The organism is Oscillospiraceae bacterium (genome assembly GCA_022483045.1).
In the GTDB taxonomy this organism is placed as follows: Bacteria; Bacillota; Clostridia; order Oscillospirales; family Acutalibacteraceae; genus Caproicibacterium.
Map to the genome: position 1 here is coordinate 1,761,638 of JAKVOA010000001.1, position 16,028 is coordinate 1,777,665.

At 51.2% G+C, this 16,028-nt stretch carries 15 protein-coding genes and 3 pseudogenes; all 18 read right to left on the bottom strand.

The window, feature by feature from the left end; translation table 11 throughout:
• Nucleotides 1-110: 110 nt before the first annotated feature.
• A complete protein-coding gene (locus LKE53_08415; GenBank protein ID MCH3972767.1) occupies nt 111-467 on the bottom strand; it encodes a TnpV protein in 357 nt (118 codons plus the stop codon).
• Nucleotides 468-1,369: 902 nt separating this feature from the next.
• Nucleotides 1,370-1,849 carry an MGMT family protein gene (locus LKE53_08420; GenBank protein ID MCH3972768.1) on the bottom strand — a complete coding sequence of 160 codons (480 nt, stop codon included), beginning with the start codon at nt 1,847-1,849 and terminating at the stop codon, nt 1,370-1,372.
• Between the two features lie 129 nt (nt 1,850-1,978).
• Entirely contained in the window at nt 1,979-2,197 is a 219-nt protein-coding gene (locus LKE53_08425; GenBank protein ID MCH3972769.1) for a transposon-transfer assisting family protein, read from the bottom strand.
• A 2-nt stretch (nt 2,198-2,199) separates the two neighbouring features.
• Complete coding sequence (locus LKE53_08430; protein ID MCH3972770.1) at nt 2,200-2,730, bottom strand: YodL domain-containing protein; 531 nt, start codon at nt 2,728-2,730, stop codon at nt 2,200-2,202.
• Nucleotides 2,676-3,431, bottom strand: coding sequence for a hypothetical protein (locus LKE53_08435; protein MCH3972771.1), 756 nt, complete (start codon nt 3,429-3,431; stop codon nt 2,676-2,678). Before LKE53_08435 ends, LKE53_08430 begins: the two co-directional genes overlap by 55 nt.
• 318 nt (nt 3,432-3,749) lie before the next feature.
• Nucleotides 3,750-5,544 (bottom strand): annotated as a pseudogene (locus LKE53_08440) (CHC2 zinc finger domain-containing protein).
• 34 nt (nt 5,545-5,578) lie between these two features.
• Nucleotides 5,579-5,866 (bottom strand): immunoglobulin, encoded by a 288-nt coding sequence (locus LKE53_08445; protein ID MCH3972772.1) that lies wholly within the window; start codon nt 5,864-5,866, stop codon nt 5,579-5,581.
• Complete coding sequence (locus LKE53_08450; protein MCH3972773.1) at nt 5,823-7,961, bottom strand: DNA topoisomerase 3; 2,139 nt, start codon at nt 7,959-7,961, stop codon at nt 5,823-5,825. Before LKE53_08450 ends, LKE53_08445 begins: the two co-directional genes overlap by 44 nt.
• Entirely contained in the window at nt 7,942-8,154 is a 213-nt protein-coding gene (locus LKE53_08455; GenBank protein MCH3972774.1) for a hypothetical protein, read from the bottom strand. The genes LKE53_08450 and LKE53_08455 overlap by 20 nt, the downstream gene beginning before the upstream one ends.
• Nucleotides 8,151-8,903, bottom strand: a complete 753-nt coding sequence (locus LKE53_08460; GenBank protein ID MCH3972775.1) for a DUF4366 domain-containing protein — start codon at nt 8,901-8,903, stop codon at nt 8,151-8,153. The genes LKE53_08455 and LKE53_08460 overlap by 4 nt, the downstream gene beginning before the upstream one ends.
• 1 nt (nt 8,904) lies before the next feature.
• Entirely contained in the window at nt 8,905-9,147 is a 243-nt protein-coding gene (locus LKE53_08465) for a DUF4315 family protein (GenBank protein ID MCH3972776.1), read from the bottom strand.
• Between the two features lie 18 nt (nt 9,148-9,165).
• The gene (locus tag LKE53_08470; GenBank protein ID MCH3972777.1) at nt 9,166-10,917 is read right to left on the bottom strand and encodes a C40 family peptidase; all 1,752 of its coding nucleotides are present in this window, start codon (nt 10,915-10,917) and stop codon (nt 9,166-9,168) included.
• A gap of 33 nt (nt 10,918-10,950) precedes the next feature.
• Nucleotides 10,951-12,669, bottom strand: a pseudogene (locus tag LKE53_08475) (conjugal transfer protein TraE).
• The gene (locus LKE53_08480; GenBank protein MCH3972778.1) at nt 12,623-13,075 is read right to left on the bottom strand and encodes a PrgI family protein; all 453 of its coding nucleotides are present in this window, start codon (nt 13,073-13,075) and stop codon (nt 12,623-12,625) included. Before LKE53_08480 ends, LKE53_08475 begins: the two are co-directional and overlap by 47 nt.
• 20 nt (nt 13,076-13,095) lie before the next feature.
• Complete coding sequence (locus LKE53_08485; protein ID MCH3972779.1) at nt 13,096-13,965, bottom strand: CD0415/CD1112 family protein; 870 nt, start codon at nt 13,963-13,965, stop codon at nt 13,096-13,098.
• Between the two features lie 68 nt (nt 13,966-14,033).
• Nucleotides 14,034-14,249, bottom strand: coding sequence for a Maff2 family protein (locus LKE53_08490; protein ID MCH3972780.1), 216 nt, complete (start codon nt 14,247-14,249; stop codon nt 14,034-14,036).
• Between the two features lie 160 nt (nt 14,250-14,409).
• Nucleotides 14,410-14,625, bottom strand: coding sequence for a Maff2 family protein (locus LKE53_08495; GenBank protein MCH3972781.1), 216 nt, complete (start codon nt 14,623-14,625; stop codon nt 14,410-14,412).
• Between the two features lie 40 nt (nt 14,626-14,665).
• Nucleotides 14,666-15,982 (bottom strand): annotated as a pseudogene (locus tag LKE53_08500) (type IV secretory system conjugative DNA transfer family protein).
• Nucleotides 15,983-16,028: the final 46 nt, after the last annotated feature.

The window sequence follows — 16,028 nt, forward strand, 5'->3', positions numbered from 1 at the left end:
CTGGGGCGTTTCTTCCTGCGGTTTGGCAAAAGAAAAAGCGAAGGGCGTTTGTTGTACGCTCTCCGCTTCATCAATGCGATAGATTTGTTCTGTTTCGGTGGGAAAAAAACTTAGCTGTGAATAAGCTCCTTCAGGACGATTTCCTCCGCCTGTGCCTTGCAGTTGTTCATCAGCCCGACCCACATCATCTGGTCGGTGGCTTTCAGGCTCTCGGTCACGCCTGCCGCCTGCATCAGTCCCGGCATCATCAGCTCGATGCGGCTGTTCGCCGTCTGCTCGATCTCCGCGAGGTGCGGATACAGAGTTTCCGAGAGAAGCATCTGGCTGTAAATCACCGGGCGATGCTGTTTCAGGTACGATTTTCTCATTCTCCCGTACTTGCCCAACGGCTGGTTGGCGGTCTGGCTCAGTTCGAGGTCGGGTATCTGATAATCCCCGTTCGTTTTGTAAGTTAAGCTGTTGTTCATCTCTGTTTCTCCTTTCCTCGATGGCTTCGCGTTCCACATTTTGAATGGTAATTCCAATCTGGCGTAGCACTTCCTGACAGGACTTGCTGACTGCTGTGCCGAGTGCCGCCACCGTTGCCGGGGTATTGAAATCGAATATCGCCATGAAATCCTCATGGTCGAAATAGCGTTCCGGCTCCAGCCCGCAGTGTGACATCAGGGCGTAGGTGATACTGATGGTTGTAGCGGATTTGAACTGCACCGCTACATTGAGGTTATCGTACTCCTCCAAAAAGGAACCGTCAACGATGCGAAGAATGTCCGCGCCGTTGTCCGTCCAAAATTCATCTGCCAGCTTTCCGGCAACATCGGCAAGCTGCTGGGGCAGGCTGTCACCGCTAATATCATAGCGGCGCTCAAGCATTGCCTGTACCGGGGCAGTATGCTCCTGATCCATGCTCCACAGATAAGGATGGCGGGAATGTGGGCGTGTGCCGGTATCTGCAATATCAAAGACATAGCGCAGGCGCGGGGTATCGCCGCTGTCGTCCACCAGCGCAATGCCCTTGGAGCCGCGCCGGATATAGCGCCCCATTTTATCATTCCATAAATCATATTCCGCACAGGATGTTGCTTCCGGGCGCTGGGCGTAGATCATCAGCTGCTCGTGGTAGGATATTTATACAGACGGGCGGCGGTAGTCAAAAAAGCCGCCCATTCCTGCCAGCTGCCGGTGAGCCGTGTGGCAACGCTGTCTGCCATCTGTGCGTATTGTTCTGCTTTTGTTGCCATAGTCTTGTATCCTCCTCTCAAAATTTTGACAAATAAAAAGGACAGCCGCTTTTTGAACGGTTGTCCTCATGTAATTTGGGGTTATCTACTTTGTAGGGTTTTAGTTTTGCAATTCAACAAATCGGAATTGTCTATTTCAAATCAAAGAGAGAGTTTTCATAGTCCTTTACATAGTATCGTATATTTTTACGACCTTTTTGAAAAATGGTGTGTCCCTCAGCTTCTAATTTCTCTTTCTGTGCTTCAATACCATTTGGATATTTGGCATTTAGTTCTCCGTTTGCTTTCAATGTTCTCCAATAAGGTGTTTCATCTTCGGAACGCTGATAACTCGCCCATGCAGCGATGGAAACAAAAATTCCTGCTGTAATCGGTTCTGTAAAATCTGCACCACTCGATTTTGCAAAGTATTCTCGTATTTCCCCGACGGTAATCACTTTACCGTATGGAACTTTTTTCATTACTTTGTCATAGTCGATTGGTGGTGCAAAATACATTTTGCTTCCAGCATATTTTTCAATGCTTTTCTGGTCTGTTATGATTTGAAATTTTGGCATATCTTTATTATCGTGTAGCATAGCATTGAAATCTTTTTTATCTTCGTTTGCCATTTCTACCACCTTCTACCTTAAGGATAGCCTGTTTGTCATTACTATGCAATGAGGCTGTTTGAAAATTTTGATAAATTCAAATTTGTCTTTGAAGATATTATAGCTTACTGCGCCGCAGATGTCACCCATTTACTCGTCAAATTCAGGGATAAGCTCCATCTGGGCAAATGCCGTATCGTCCATGCGTTCCAGTTTTTTCAGTGCAGAGTTTGTCAGCTCCATCATCTCGGTTTCGTCTTTATCCAGATACCCGCGCATTTCCGTCAGGGCTTCCATCAGTCCCTCACGGGTGCTGCTGGCATTGTAAATCGCCATCAGGTTCATTTCTTCAAAGGTAAATTCATTCATAATCAAAGCTCTCTTTCCGCGCTCCGCTTGGGCGCTGTCTTTTTGGTTTCCTGTGCTGACTGGCTATGCAGCTGCTCCACCACAGATTTTTTCTTTTCCTGCCGTTCCCGATGCACGGCATCTGCCAAGTCCATAAGTGAAATCGGCTGCCCTGTGCGGGCTTGCTGTTCCAGCTCTGCCACGGTGGGCTGCTTCGTGCCGTTGTTGATAATGCCGTCAATCATTCCGTAATCATCTTCGGTAGAAATCTCCGCCGCTTTCAGATAATTTTCCGGCTTGATGAAATCCGGCACTGGTGTAAATCCGAAGCTATCAACATAGTGACAGGATAGCGTACCGTCCTGCCTGATCGCAACGATGTCGCTGACCGAAAGGGAATGTCCGCGATAATCTGCAGGGTGGTCGAGATTGAATTTCTCATACAGCTTATCCAGCTGGGTGTCGGTATCGCCACCAACACTAAGAGGTGCCGTGTAAATCAGATCGTAATGCTCACGCTCCACTGCAAGTCCGTGTTCCTGCAAACGCTCCATTCCCTCAAAACGGTAATCTCTTGTTTCATCGGTATGTTGGAGCTGGTAAATTGCAAAGCAATCTCCCTCATGGTTGAGAAACGCCTGCTCTCGTTCCTGCTTGTGCGTTTGCCGGTCATCCAGCTTACCCGAAAAGCAGAGCTTTCCTGCCATTCCTCGCGGCTCATGGCAAATATCATATCGGCGGACTGTGATACCAAATCTTCCTCGTCAAAAATCATCTGTGCGCCCTCATGGGTTATGGCATACACAGTAAAGTCCTGTGTAAGAAATTCCTGCGCCATCTCTCTGAAAAGAGGGAGCATATCACCATCCAGATAGCCGATCTGTTCAAGGTCGGCCTGTGTCAGTTCTTCATCCGGCATGGGATATTCGTCCAACGCCAGCTCCGGCGTGTCCGGGCGCATTTCACTTTCATAGACCGCCTGCGCGTCCTGCAACTGTTCCAGTAAATCCAGAGAAACCGGCTCCACAGTTTCACCAGGCATTCCGTGTATCAGGAAAATCTCTTTGCAGGCATCCAGCAGGGAAATATCGGGGTTAGCAAGTACACCACCATCTACTTCGTGGCTGCTTTCTTTCTCATAAATGGTGTAATCGTAACCCTCGCCACAGGTCTGAATGTGCAGATAATTGGCATCATCCACAAGGAACAACGCTTCTTCATCCTGTATGGGCTGTAACACACGCGCATCCGGCATAGCGGCAATCAAATCCGCAACAGCTTTCTGCACCAGCGGGCTGTCCCGGAAATAGGCAATACTGTTGATGGTATCCACATCAATGGTGTTGCCATTCAAAATCGGAAAGTCCCCCTCATAATCGCTACCGTCATTCAGGGTAAAACCTATTCCCTTGATACCGTTCATGCGCTCTGCCGGAATTGCTTCATAGTGCCGGATGGCTTCCTCCAGTGTAAGGCTTTCGTGATATTCGCCCATAGAGGGAAATTCCATGCACTCAGCGGCATAATAGGTCAGCGGTTCGGGCGTTGTCAGAGGAACTTCCGGGTTGTTCTTGGAAGATAGCAATGCTACTTCGCTCAGCTGTGTTTCGGTCAGCGGCTGCGGATAGTCAATGTACCCGTAGGCTTGCACCGCACCGTCCTCATAATCGGTAAGCTGCGCCGCTTCATGGGTTTGTCCACCCTCCATAAAAGGATATGACCCATGTGTCAGAGCTTCCGGGGTAATGTAATAACGATAGGTTTCCTCTGCCTGTTCCGGCTCGATTGCCTTTTCTGCCACCTCCGGCGTAGGCTGTTCCGGCTGGGCTTGCTCCTGCTCGGCACTCAAATCTATGCCGCGCTCCTTGCAGACCTCCGCAAAATGGCGGTCAATATCCATAATCAGACCGCTGGCTGTTTTATTGATGGTTTCCAGACTGGCTTTCAGCTCTGCCAGCTCCTTGCTCTCGCTCCATGAAGCAATATAGCCAAAGCTGTTCTCGCCGGTCTGAATGCCGTAATATTGGCAGACCACATAGGAAACGCTTTCGGCTTCCATCCTGCGTGTGACGGTCTTTTTCTTTGACCGGCTCCTTGGTTTCCGTACCGGCGGCAGCTGCAAGGCGTTCCTTTTCGGTGTTGTGAAGAATAGAGTGTGCGATTTCATGCACAGCGGCAGATACCGTCTGCACCTCGCTCATGCCCTCACGGATGGCAATGCGCTGGTCGGTCAGGCTGAAATAGCCGTCCGTATCGCCAGCAAGCGGCACAACCGCCATCGGCACAGGAGAAGTCCGGCGCAGGGCTTCCATAAAGGCTTCATACTGCTGGACATTTCCCGAAAGGTCACTTGCCAGCTGGGGTAACGGCTTTCCGTCTGTCTGGCTCACATCAAATACCTTGACCGGGCGAAACATGGGAATTTCCACCTCTTTTTCCTCGGTGACGATTTTGCCCTCTTTATCAAGCACTGGGGCTTTGGTGTCCGGGTCAAGTTTCTGTTCCTCTATTTTCTTCTTAAAGGGCGTGGGGGCAATGATGGTAATGCCATGCTCACCCTTTTTCACATGGCGTTCAAACTGGTTAATCCACTTGTTGAAGCCTGCCACCAGCGTGGCATCCGGCTTTTGCAGATAGATCAGCATGGTGTTGTTGAGAGAATAGCGGTGAAACCGTGACATGGTAGAAAGATACTGCCGATATTTATCACTCTCGAACAGTTCCTTAATGCCGGTTTCAATGTTCTCGGTTATCTCCCTTAAACGGTCTTTATTGCTTATTTTCTCAGGCATGGGTGTGTTCCTCCTTTGTTCCATTCTTTTAATTTCTTTTTCGCATTCTGCAATCAAGGCTTTCTTTTCCTCAGCGCTGTCAAAAATCAACGCATCCAGCAGATACTCCACATAATCGGTTTTCTGCACCGCTTCCACAAACAGGTTATGCCATGCTTCGTCCTGTGTGGTGGGCGCATATTCTGTTTTCCATCGTTTCAGCTGATGGGAGTAATCAGCAAGCACAAAAAAGCATTTCTGTTCCTTTTCCCGAAGCAGCTGCGCTTTTGTCTTTTAACGGACAGGGCGTTTTCTCACAGGTGCATGGCTGTCATAGCCCAGCCCGAAATCCTGTGCCAGCTTTTCGGCGGCTTCCTTGGGCGATAGATTGTAGAGCTTAGATGTGAAGTCGATGACATCGCCATCTTCCCCACAACCAAAACAATGAAAGCGTTTGTCCACCTTCATGCTGGGATTGCGGTCATCGTGGAATGGGCAGACTGCCATTCCGCTTCGTTTGACCTCTATCCCATACATTTGGGCGGCTTCTCTGGTTGTGACAGCCCCTTTTACTGTTTCAAATACATTCATATCCACCTCCCGCGCCGGGGCTGCCTACGCTGTTATCCCATCAGGCATCTGCGGCTTCTTTGTTGTTGACAGGTGGGCGATACCCATTGGCTTTTGCCCGGTCACTGGCAGCTTTTCGGCGTTCCTCGCTGTAAGGCTCCCGGATCAGCACACAGCCTTTCGGTACAAGGTACTGCCGTTCGCCGGTGCGGGTAATCTGCTTCGGGTATTTTTCTGCCAGCCCCTCCAGCTTGTGAAGCAGCTTCTGGTCATAGGTGAACACTTCGGCGGTGGACTCGGCTTCGTTATAAAGGACAATGGTTTCCTGCTCCACCTTGGTCAGCTTCATGACTGACCGCCTTTCTTGCAAATTCCAGCTTAAAATTCGCCCACTGACCATCATCCTCCAGCAGCACCGTGGCATCGTAGGTCTTGCCGGTTTTCTCCGAAAAGCAACCGCTTAAACTCGCCTTTCCCTTGTTCAAGAGGTCGGATGCAACCGCCTTTGTCAGCTGCTTTTTCTTCATGGAAAAGAACTTGCTGTTTTTCCAGAGCGCAAATTTGCAGACGGCATTCTCACAGAAAAAGCCCTGCTTGCTCTCCGTGACAGAGCTGCCGCAGCGGGGACATTTGCCGATGACCTCTTTATCCGAGGGAAACAGCACCTCCGCACCCTGAATGGCATGGTAGGTAGATACCAGCTCCTTTAGCATCTGGACGATGCCATCCAGAAACGCATCCGGCTCCAGCTCACTTTGCTCAATTTCTTTCAGGCGGTATTCCCATTCAGCAGTCAGAAACGGCGATTGCAACTGCTCTGGTAATACTGTGATAAGGGATACCGCATCGTGGGTGGGAAGAAGCTGCACCGTTTTCTTTGATTTCTTACGCTCCACAAATCCGGTAAATACCAGCTTTTCCAATATCCCGGCGCGGGTGGCTGGCGTACCCAGTCCTTTTCGTTCTGCATCCTCCGGCATATCTCTCGCTCCGGCAACCTCCATTGCTGAAAGCAGCGTATCCTCCGTAAGGTGCTTGGGCGGTGTGGTCTTGCCCTCCTTGATTGCAGGGGCCGTCACAGAAAAGATCTGTCCCTCGGTCATGGCAGGCAGGGTTTTCGCATCACTTTCTGCTTCCTGTTCCGGTGCATCCTTTCCATCGGCACGATAGCTCTGCTCGATTGCTTTCCAGCCCGTCCCCTTTACGGCGCGGCCTTTGGCTGTGAAGCTGTGACCGGCACAGTCCAGCGTGACAACCGTTTCTGCATATTCATAGGGCTGTGTCACCGCACACAGCAGGCGCAGGGCTACCAGCTCCAAAATAGCGCGTTCTCCCACAGTCAGGGTGTTCAGGTCTGCCTTTTGCACATTTCGGGTAGGGATGACGGCATGGTGGTCGGACACCTTTTTATCATTGATGACCTGTGCGGCATGGACGGGAATGGTCACACCTTTGGTACAGGGCATGGTGTTTCCCACAAGCTCCACCAACTCCGGCAGAGCGCCCGCCATATCCGAAGTCAGATAGCGGCTGTCGGTACGGGGATAGGTACAGAGCTTCTTTTCATACAAGTTTTGTAGATAATCCAAGGTCTGCTGTGCGGTAAAGCCAAGCAGACGGTTGGCATCACGCTGCAGGGTGGTCAAATCGTAAAGGGCAGGCGGCTTTTCCGCTTTGTCCTTTTGCTCCACCGCTTTTACAACAGCCGGGGAATGGGAGCAATCCTCCTGTGCCTTACTTGCCGCTTCCTTTTCTTTCAGCCTTTCGCCGGTGGCGGTAAAATCAGGAAGCCCCAGCACCACCGTATAAAACGGCTCCGGCTTGAACGCATCAATCTCCGCTTCCCGCTGAACAACCAGCGCCAGCGTAGGTGACATGACGCGCCCGATGTTGAGGGTCTTGTGATACAGCACCGAAAACAGCCTTGTGGCATTGATACCCACCAGCCAGTCCGCCTTGCTGCGGCAGAGCGCCGCCTGATGCAGACCGTCATACGCCGCGCCGGGTTTGAGCTGGGCAAAGCCCTGACGGATGGCGCTGTCCTCCATTGAGGAAATCCACAGGCGTTCCATCGGCTTTTTACACCCTGCCAGATTGTAGATCGTGCGGAAAATTGCTTCTCCCTCGCGCCCTGCATCACAGGCATTGACTACCGCATCTACCTTGTACGAGTGCATCAGCTCACGCAGTACGCCGTACTGCTCCTTTTTGTCTTTACCCACCACAAACTGCCAGCTTTCCAGCAAAATGGGAAGGTCATCATATTTCCACTTCGCGTATTTCGGGTCATAGACCTCCGCATTGGCAAGTCCGGCAAGATGCCCAACACACCAGCTGACCAGATACCCACCACCCTCTAAATACCCATTGTGGCGTTTGTCCGCGCCGATCACAGCGGCAATGGACTGTGCCACCGATGGCTTTTCAGCGATTACAAGTTTCATGTTGTGTCCTCCGTTTCTTCAGATATTCGTTCAATTCCCGCTGGCAGATACCAAACCACCGCTGTCCGGCGTTGGCACAGCCATAGCAGGGATGACCTTTGGGGAGAGAAGCCAAAGGGCGGGGCTTAACGCTCCCGCCGCTTGGTTTCTGTGTCATCATTCGTTCAAAGGGACTGTCCGTGAACTGGGTCAATCGTCCGTGTCCTCGGCAGCTTCGTTTTCTTTGTCCGGTTCCTGTGCATCATCCTCGCTCTCCCACGGGGCATCGTCACTATCTGCATCTTCCTCATCGCCATAATCATAATCGTCAAGATCGGAGCTACCCTTGGTTTTCGGCTTGTTCTTAAAAAACTTCATATAGGCAAAGGCACCGCCGCCAGCCAGCACCGCAAGCAGAAGCACCAGCACAGCCGGGTTCATACCGCTGGATTTCGGTGCTTCCTCCGGCTCCTCCACAGCAGCCGGCTCCTCGGTTGCCACAGGCTCCGGCGTTTTTCCAGCACACTCGGTCATATCTGCCGCGCATACCGGGCAGTCCATATTAATGGCACCAGGCGCACATTTTTCTGTACAGGTGCAGGCAATCGGTGTGGTTTCGGCTTCTTCCGCAAGGGCTTTCAAATCGTCCGTATCCACCGGGTTGAGGAAATAGGTCTTGTACTGTTCCTCGTCCTCGCCCACCGGGGCATCGTAATCAATGACCAGATAGAACACATTGCCGTCCCTGTCTGTAATGGTGATGAACTGCTTGTTGGTGGCTTTGTCATACAGCAGATCGCGGGTGGAAATATCGCTTTCTTCGGACAGCGGTTCGCCGGGTTCGATGGTCGGTGCAGGGGTTTCCTCGGTTACCGGCTCATTGCTCTGGGCAAATGCCGTAGTGGAAAAAGCGGTGGCGCACATCATCATCGCCAGCGCACAGGTCAGCACTCGTTTTTTCAATTTAATCATGGTTGATTTCCTCCGTTTCTCCAGCCATCACCGCAGCGCGGCTGGTATCCAATTTCTGAATCAGGGCAGACAGAGCAGCATAATCCAAATGATGCTCATGCACCAGCTCCAGAATGTCGTTGTTTTTGATGTCGGTACGCTGTCTGTCAAGCTCTCGCTGCCTTGCCTGTAATTCGGCAATCTTGGCAGCGTTCTTGTCATATTCAGCATCTATTTTTTTTAATTTCGGGTTCATGGTTTGCTGTTACTCCTTTCAGGGCAGACGGGCAAAGGTGTAGAAATGCGCCTGCCAGTAGTTCGTGTTGATAGAGGTATAGGAAATCGGGTCACCGCAGTGGATCATCATTCCGTTGCCTACATAGATGCCCACATGGGATGCGCCCGTGGTGTTATAGGTGCCTTGGAAGAAAATCAGGTCACCGTGCTTTGCATTGGCCGACGATACCGGGGTGGAGATATTCAACAGTCCATTTGCTGTCAGCCTGCCTACATTCCAGCCGGAATGATTGATAACCCAGCTGACAAAACCGGAGCAATCAAAGCTGGCCGAAGGGCTTGCGCCGCCCCATACATACGGGTAGCCCAGATACTTTTCCGCTTCCTTAATCATGGCGGCAAAAGTAGCATCAGCGAGGGCTTCCGGCGGAACATCATAATCGGTAAAGGGCTTATTTCCCACTGCATTGGGATACTGCTCGGTTGGGAACAGGTCGGGGCTGTTGCCCAGCGTTGCCATATACCCGGCATACAGCCCCAGCTTATCCTCATTCAGCAGATATACCGGCAGATGAGACAGGTCGAAGTTTTCCAGCTTCACATTGCAGATGTAGTAATCGTAAGGCACTTCATAGGTATCGGTGTGGCTGGTTCCATCCTCATCCGTCCAGCTGTCGGTTTCGGTTCGGTATCGGGTTTCCACCACCACATTTTCGGTAAGCGTATACTGGCGGTCAAAGACCTCGGATAGAAATGCCTGCGCCTGTGAAAGTGTCCATTCACCCTCAAAATAAGCGGTCAAAAGGGACACCAGCACATAGGGGTCATGCTTGATGTCATCCAACTTATAGCGGTATTCGTCATAGCCGGGATTCAGCGTTTCGTAGTGGTCTACCTCATACTGCAAGTCCGCTTCCTTGGCGGCATAGGCAGCTTCGGCACCCAGCATATCCTCATCCCTTGATGGGTAAGAGGTGGACACCAGCGAGGAAACCGTACTTTCAAACAATACCGAGCAAGAGGACAGTCCGCCCATCAGCATGGCGGTGAGAAGCAGTAAAATGATTGCGACAAGAAAACCTTTCTTATGGCGGCCAATAAACGCTGCCGCCTGTCTGCTTTTTTCTGCAACGGCTTCGGCTGCTCTGCCGGTGGTCTGTGCCGCTGATGCAGCACTTGTCCCGGCGCTTTGTCCGGCGCGCTTGGCTGCGGCATACTGCTTTTTGATTGCCTGCTTTTGCTGCCAGCGAGATACCGGGTTGCTGGCAAGCTGGGGATTATCCTGCAAGGACTTCTGATAGAGGGCGTTCACATTGGCTTTTTCCAGACGATGCTCCGCCTGTGCTGCCTTGCGGTACGGCTTTAGCTGATGGGAGCGATACCCCTCACGCACCAGACGCGCCCCGGTTTCCGCTGCTTCCTCGGTTTTATGGGCGCTTTCCACACCCACATTGTCCTGCTCTGTTTCCCGTACTTTCTGGTGCAGCTTTGCCGATGCCATGACACCCGGCGCATCGCGGGCGGCATGGGACAGCTTGGCAGGCGGCTTTTTCTTGTCCACTTCCTCAAATTTCAGCTTCACCGTTTTTTTGCCGGTGGTGGTGTCCACCGTGGTTTCTTTGGTCTTTACCGTCTTTTTCGGAATTTTCGCCTGTTCCTTGTCTGCCTTTTTCGCAGCCTGCTCCGCTTTGCGAATGGGCTTTTTCAGCACCGGGTCAATGCGCTCCTCCTCGGTAAATTGCAGGTGTGGTTCCTTATTCAAACCACGCACCATCCAGCAGCGTTTCAAGCATCACCGATACCTCCCTGTAAATTCCAAGCTCGGCTCGTTCAAATATTTCTGGTAGACCATACGCACACAACGGTCAATGATGGTTTTCTGTACCGGCTGTAAGCCCTCTTTGCCGCCCACAATCAGCTCACACAAGGACAGGATAAAGTCTGATTTCAGGCTCAGCGGGCTTTCATCATCGGAATAGTCCAAATTCAAGTCCATCGGATTGATATAGTCCGTAGAGGTAGGCGAGATTTTGATAATCTGACCATGCAGGCGCAGTACCAGCGGCGCGTACTCGGCTTCTGGGTCGCAGATAATGATGTCATCCTGCGTCACCAAAAACGCATTGGAGATCTCACGCTTTGCGAAGAAGGACTTGCCAGAGCCGGGTGTTCCGAGAATCAAGCCGTTGGGGTTCTTCAAGAGCTTGCGGTCAACCATGATAAGGTTGTTCGACAGCGCATTGATGCCGTAGTACAAGGCTTCCTGCCCGGTCTGGAACAGCTCCTGCGTGGTAAAGGGAACAAAGATTGCCACGCTGGAGGTGGTAAGCCCGCGCTGAATTTCCACCTGATTTTGTCCCAGCGGCAGGCTGCTCATTAAGCCTTCCTCCTGCTGGAAGTCCAGCCTTGTAAGCTGGCAGTTATATTTCTGGGCGATGGACTTTGCCTGAAAGATGTTGTTATTCAGCTGGCGCATGGTATCGGCGGTGTTCAGCACCAGAAAGGTGACAAGGAACATTCGCTCATTGCGGCTCTGCAAGTCCTGTAACAGCTTTTTGGCTTCGCTGCCATAGGTGGCAAGGTCAGAGGGAATGATGTCCATGTCATATCCGGCGCGGACGGCTTTTTTCTGTTCCTCAATTTTGGCACGGTCAAGGTCTGTGATTTTTCGCTTCACGGTCTTGATTGCCTTGACCTGATCCAACGATTGAATATGCAGATTAACGATAACGCTGCTCTCCATGCCGAGGAAATCTGCCAGCATACGGTCATTCAGCTCCGGCGCGAGGATTTGCAGAAAGGATACTGCTCCCAGCTTCTTTCCCATTGAAAAGCCCTTGCCGTTCTTAAATTCAAAGCTGGCAGGAGCAATAAAATCCTTGGTAGAAAGCCCGGATGCCGGAAGCCAGTCCCATTCAAACTGAAACGGCTCCTGTTCATCCATGCAGAATACGCTGTGCATCTGCTGTAAGCGTTCCTTGCCATCCAGTACCTCCGCCGCCACGCCCATGCGCTTGAAGCTGTTAAGAATGTCTGTTTCGATACGCTCCAGACGGGGTTTTGCGGTCTTGATACTGTCTGCATCAATGCCAAAGGTCAGATACTTGGTCTTAATCAGACCATTGTTGCCACGGGCAAGCTGGTTTTGCAGCATCCCCGTGTATTCCTCACGGATGTTGTCGAAATCATCGCCCTGCGCCGGGATATTGATGCTCTTGGCAAAGGCATCGTCCGAAGCCACCAGATTAAGAAAGGACAACTGAAACTGCACCGAGCTGTCAAAGTAGTTGAGGAAATCACACCATGCTTCAAAAATGGCGGTCTTATCCTCGTTTTGGCTCAGCTGATAGTTGATGTCCTGAAACTGAATGGACTTGGTGTAGTGGGTGTCATTTACACGGCAGATACCATTCTGCCACATTCTCTGATAAGGGATACTGTCCTGCGCGGACTGCTCCTTTTTATCGGTACGGTTTGCCCTCGCAATGGCAGCTTCAATCTGCTTTTTCTCTGCGCGGGTCAGTTTTCGCTTTGCCGCCACCGGTTTTTTCTTTTCTCCGGGTTCGGCGGTTTGATTTGTCTTTTTTGCAAACAATGGATTGCACCTCCTTGTCAAGCTGTTCCTGCCGCATGATTACGGCATAGAAGTTGTTGATTTTATAAGGGCGCTGCTTGGGGCGGATAAACGCAACGCGGATGATATTGCCGATGATTTTTTCTAAATACTGACCATTTTTCTCATACATGGCCAGCAAAAAGAATGGCAGCATGGCAACCACCATACACATGGCGGCGGCACTTGTGCCAACAGGGTTTTTCAGCAAAAAGAAAAGCGGGACGCCAAACAGCGCACCGCCCGAAAAGCAGACAAGCTGCCTTTTCGTAAGATTGAACATGACCTTCGTTTTTACTTTGGTCAAGTCTTTGGGTACGGGTACATAAGCCACTTGATTTCCTCCTTTCGGCGTTAATGGGCATTGAACACAGATTTTGCAAGGCTTCCTGTCTTAAACAGGGTGAAGCACAGCAGTACGGTGTAGCCCATACAAGTCCAGATTGCCTTGATAACATCCGTTTCCGATGTGATGTTCTGCACCAGCACGGCGTAGATCTCCACACAGACGATAATAAGAAATGCCTGAAAGCCCAAGGCAAACAGGCTTCGCAGATACCCTTGTCCCATTTGCCCCCATTTCTTGCTGGTCATGGTTGCCATCGGGATTGGTGCCACGCTGGTGACTAAATAAATCTCAATCATGCGCCCGTAAATGACGATGAAAATACAGATGGTCAGCGCCCACATGGTCACGCCAACGAACAGGGATTGAAACCACAGCCCGAACAGCGGACCAATATCCATTTCCATAAGCCTGTCGTGCATATTGGTAATGGCAGAAGAAATGTCGATGGCGGTATTGCCCACAATCACGCCGGATGCCCGGTTTACCAGACTCTGCGCCACATCAAATACGCCCATGACGATATTCCATGTATTCGTGACGATCAGAATAGAGCAAGCGGTTTTGAAAATCCACTTGAAGAACATCCATGTATCCACATCGTTCAGGTTGTTCTTGTCGGTAATCAGCTGGATCAGCTCCAAGGTTATAACAAACGCCAGTATCAGACCAGCAATCGGCAGGATAACCGTTTCCGAAAGGTTTTGTATCATGGAAAAGATACCGCCATTCCAGCCATGCGGGGTCTGTCCTACCTGTGTGGATATTTCTCCGACCTTCTGGTTGACCGTATCGAACATCCCGGAAAGGTTACTTTCAATGCCTCCTACAAGGATTTCCTTGAGCCATTCGGTAATTTGTTCTTTGATATAATCCACTTACTTTTCCCTCCTTTCATGCCCCGCCCGCGTGGTACGGGAGGGGCAGAGGATTTTTGACGGAACGATTAACCGAACAGCCCGGACAAAAGCGGTACAAGGGTGATGCCGATGAGTGCGACACCGCCGCCAGCCATCAGCTGTTTCATGCCCTGCGACTTCGCGCCGGGGTTATCGTTGCCGTAGCCCTCCATCAGATTGATCGCACCCCAGATGCCAAGACCGGCACCCAGTGCGATCACGAGGGTCTGCAAAACGGTTACTGCGGAATTGAAAAATGCCATAAATAGTTACCTCCATGTTTTTCTGCCCATTCGGGCAAGTCATAAGTTGTTGATTGGTTTCATACAGCGGCAAAGCCGGCAGGCAAACAGCTCTTTCAAAATGGTTGTGGAGCTTTCCTGCGTTCGGCGTTGGCTGTTTTACAGGACTGTTATCCGGCGATTAACCGAACAGCCCGGACAGAAGCGGTACGAGGGTGATGCCGATAAGAGCGACACCGCCACCAGCCATCAGCTGCTTCATTCCCTGCGACTTCGCGCCGGGGTTATCGTTGCCGTAGCCCTCCATGAGATTGATTGCGCCCCAGATGCCAAGACCGGCACCCAGCGCCACAACGAGGGTCTGAAGAACAGTAACAGCAGAATTGAAAAATGCCATAAGAATTTACCTCCATATTTTTGTAAAAGAAAAAGCACCGTCAAACAGCGGTGCTATCGGTTGTGTCTACTTCGTACACATCGTAGACTTCATTGGGTTTTGTTTTCAGCCGGGTGGACAGGAAACGCTCTATGTCAAAGGCATTATGGCTGTCCGCATCGGCTGTCAGATGATAGTTCGGGTGCTGCGTGATGTCATATTTGTTCGAGAAGAACGGACGCACACCGCGCAGCTGCAAAATGCACTTGCTGCCGTCCATGACCGCAAGCTCATCTTGGCTCATCAGCTCTTTGCCGAGTTTCTGATAGTTGAGGGAGTGGGAAGTTTCCCGCCCTCGGCTCTCGCCGGTGTTATAGGTGTCGATGGTTTCCTTGCCCAGCACAGCCGCCAGCTCTTTCAGCGTGGTCGGCTCCTTGCCGCCCAGAAAGATGGAACAGTCCATATTTCCGAGAATGGTGTCACAGTTATCCTTGTAGATGGCTTTGAGCTGTGACTGTGCCTGCAACACCAGACAGGCAGAGATCTCACGGCTTCGGATGGTTGCCACCAGCTTTTCCAGCTTCGGAATCTGCCCAATGTTGGCGCACTCGTCAATCAGGCAGCGCACATGAACAGGCAAACGCCCGCCGTACACATCGTCCGCTTTCTCACACAGCAGATTGAAAAGCTGTGTGTAACACATGGAAATCAGGAAGTTAAAGCTGTCATCCGTATCCGACATGATAAGGAACAGGGCTGTCTTTTCATCGCCCAGCGTATCCAGCTCCAGCTCATCATAAGCCGTCACCTCGCGCAGCTCCTCAATATCGAATACCGCAAGACGAGCACCGCAGGAAATCAAAATGCTTTTCGCGGTCTTTCCCGCCGCCAGTTTATATTTCTTGTACTGGCGCACAGCAAAGTGCTTTGGCTTTTCCGCTTCCAGCGCATCAAACATCAGGTCAACCGGGTTTTTGAACTCCTCATCGTCCTCTCGGACTTCCATTGCATTGATGAACTCAATCAGGGTTGAGAAATTCTGTTCCTCCACCGGGGCTTCATAGTGGATATAGCCGATCAGCGCCACATACAGCAGCGTTTCGGCTTTTACCCAGAAATCGTCCCCGGCTTTGCCCTCACCCTTGGTGTTGGCAATCAGGGTGGTGACCAGCTTCAAGATGTCCTTTTCGCTGTGAATATAGGCAAAGGGATTGTAGCGCATGGACTTCTTGAAATTGATGGTGTTCAGTACCTTGATACGGTACGGCTCATAAATGACCTTGCCGTGCTTATCTTTTTGGGGCTTGCCGTCCTTTCCCAGCTTTGGTGCGCCGCGCTGGAGCATCTTGCCGCACTCCACAAGGATGGTTCCCTTTGGTAAAGTGCTTTTAAGATAAAATTTTTCGGCTATCACGCACTCCATA

Excerpts from the sequence above, each read along its gene's own strand:
- LKE53_08415 (MCH3972767.1), bottom strand. The coding sequence starts at position 467 with ATGAACAACAGCTTAACTTACAAAACGAACGGGGATTATCAGATACCC.
- LKE53_08420 (MCH3972768.1), bottom strand. The coding sequence starts at position 1,849 with ATGGCAAACGAAGATAAAAAAGATTTCAATGCTATGCTACACGATAAT.
- LKE53_08425 (MCH3972769.1), bottom strand. The coding sequence starts at position 2,197 with ATGAATGAATTTACCTTTGAAGAAATGAACCTGATGGCGATTTACAAT.
- LKE53_08430 (MCH3972770.1), bottom strand. The coding sequence starts at position 2,730 with ATGGAGCGTTTGCAGGAACACGGACTTGCAGTGGAGCGTGAGCATTAC.
- LKE53_08435 (MCH3972771.1), bottom strand. The coding sequence starts at position 3,431 with ATGCCGGATGCGCGTGTGTTACAGCCCATACAGGATGAAGAAGCGTTG.
- LKE53_08445 (MCH3972772.1), bottom strand. The coding sequence starts at position 5,866 with ATGAAGCTGACCAAGGTGGAGCAGGAAACCATTGTCCTTTATAACGAA.
- LKE53_08450 (MCH3972773.1), bottom strand. The coding sequence starts at position 7,961 with ATGAAACTTGTAATCGCTGAAAAGCCATCGGTGGCACAGTCCATTGCC.
- LKE53_08465 (MCH3972776.1), bottom strand. The coding sequence starts at position 9,147 with ATGAACCCGAAATTAAAAAAAATAGATGCTGAATATGACAAGAACGCT.
- LKE53_08490 (MCH3972780.1), bottom strand. The coding sequence starts at position 14,249 with ATGGCATTTTTCAATTCCGCAGTAACCGTTTTGCAGACCCTCGTGATC.
- LKE53_08495 (MCH3972781.1), bottom strand. The coding sequence starts at position 14,625 with ATGGCATTTTTCAATTCTGCTGTTACTGTTCTTCAGACCCTCGTTGTG.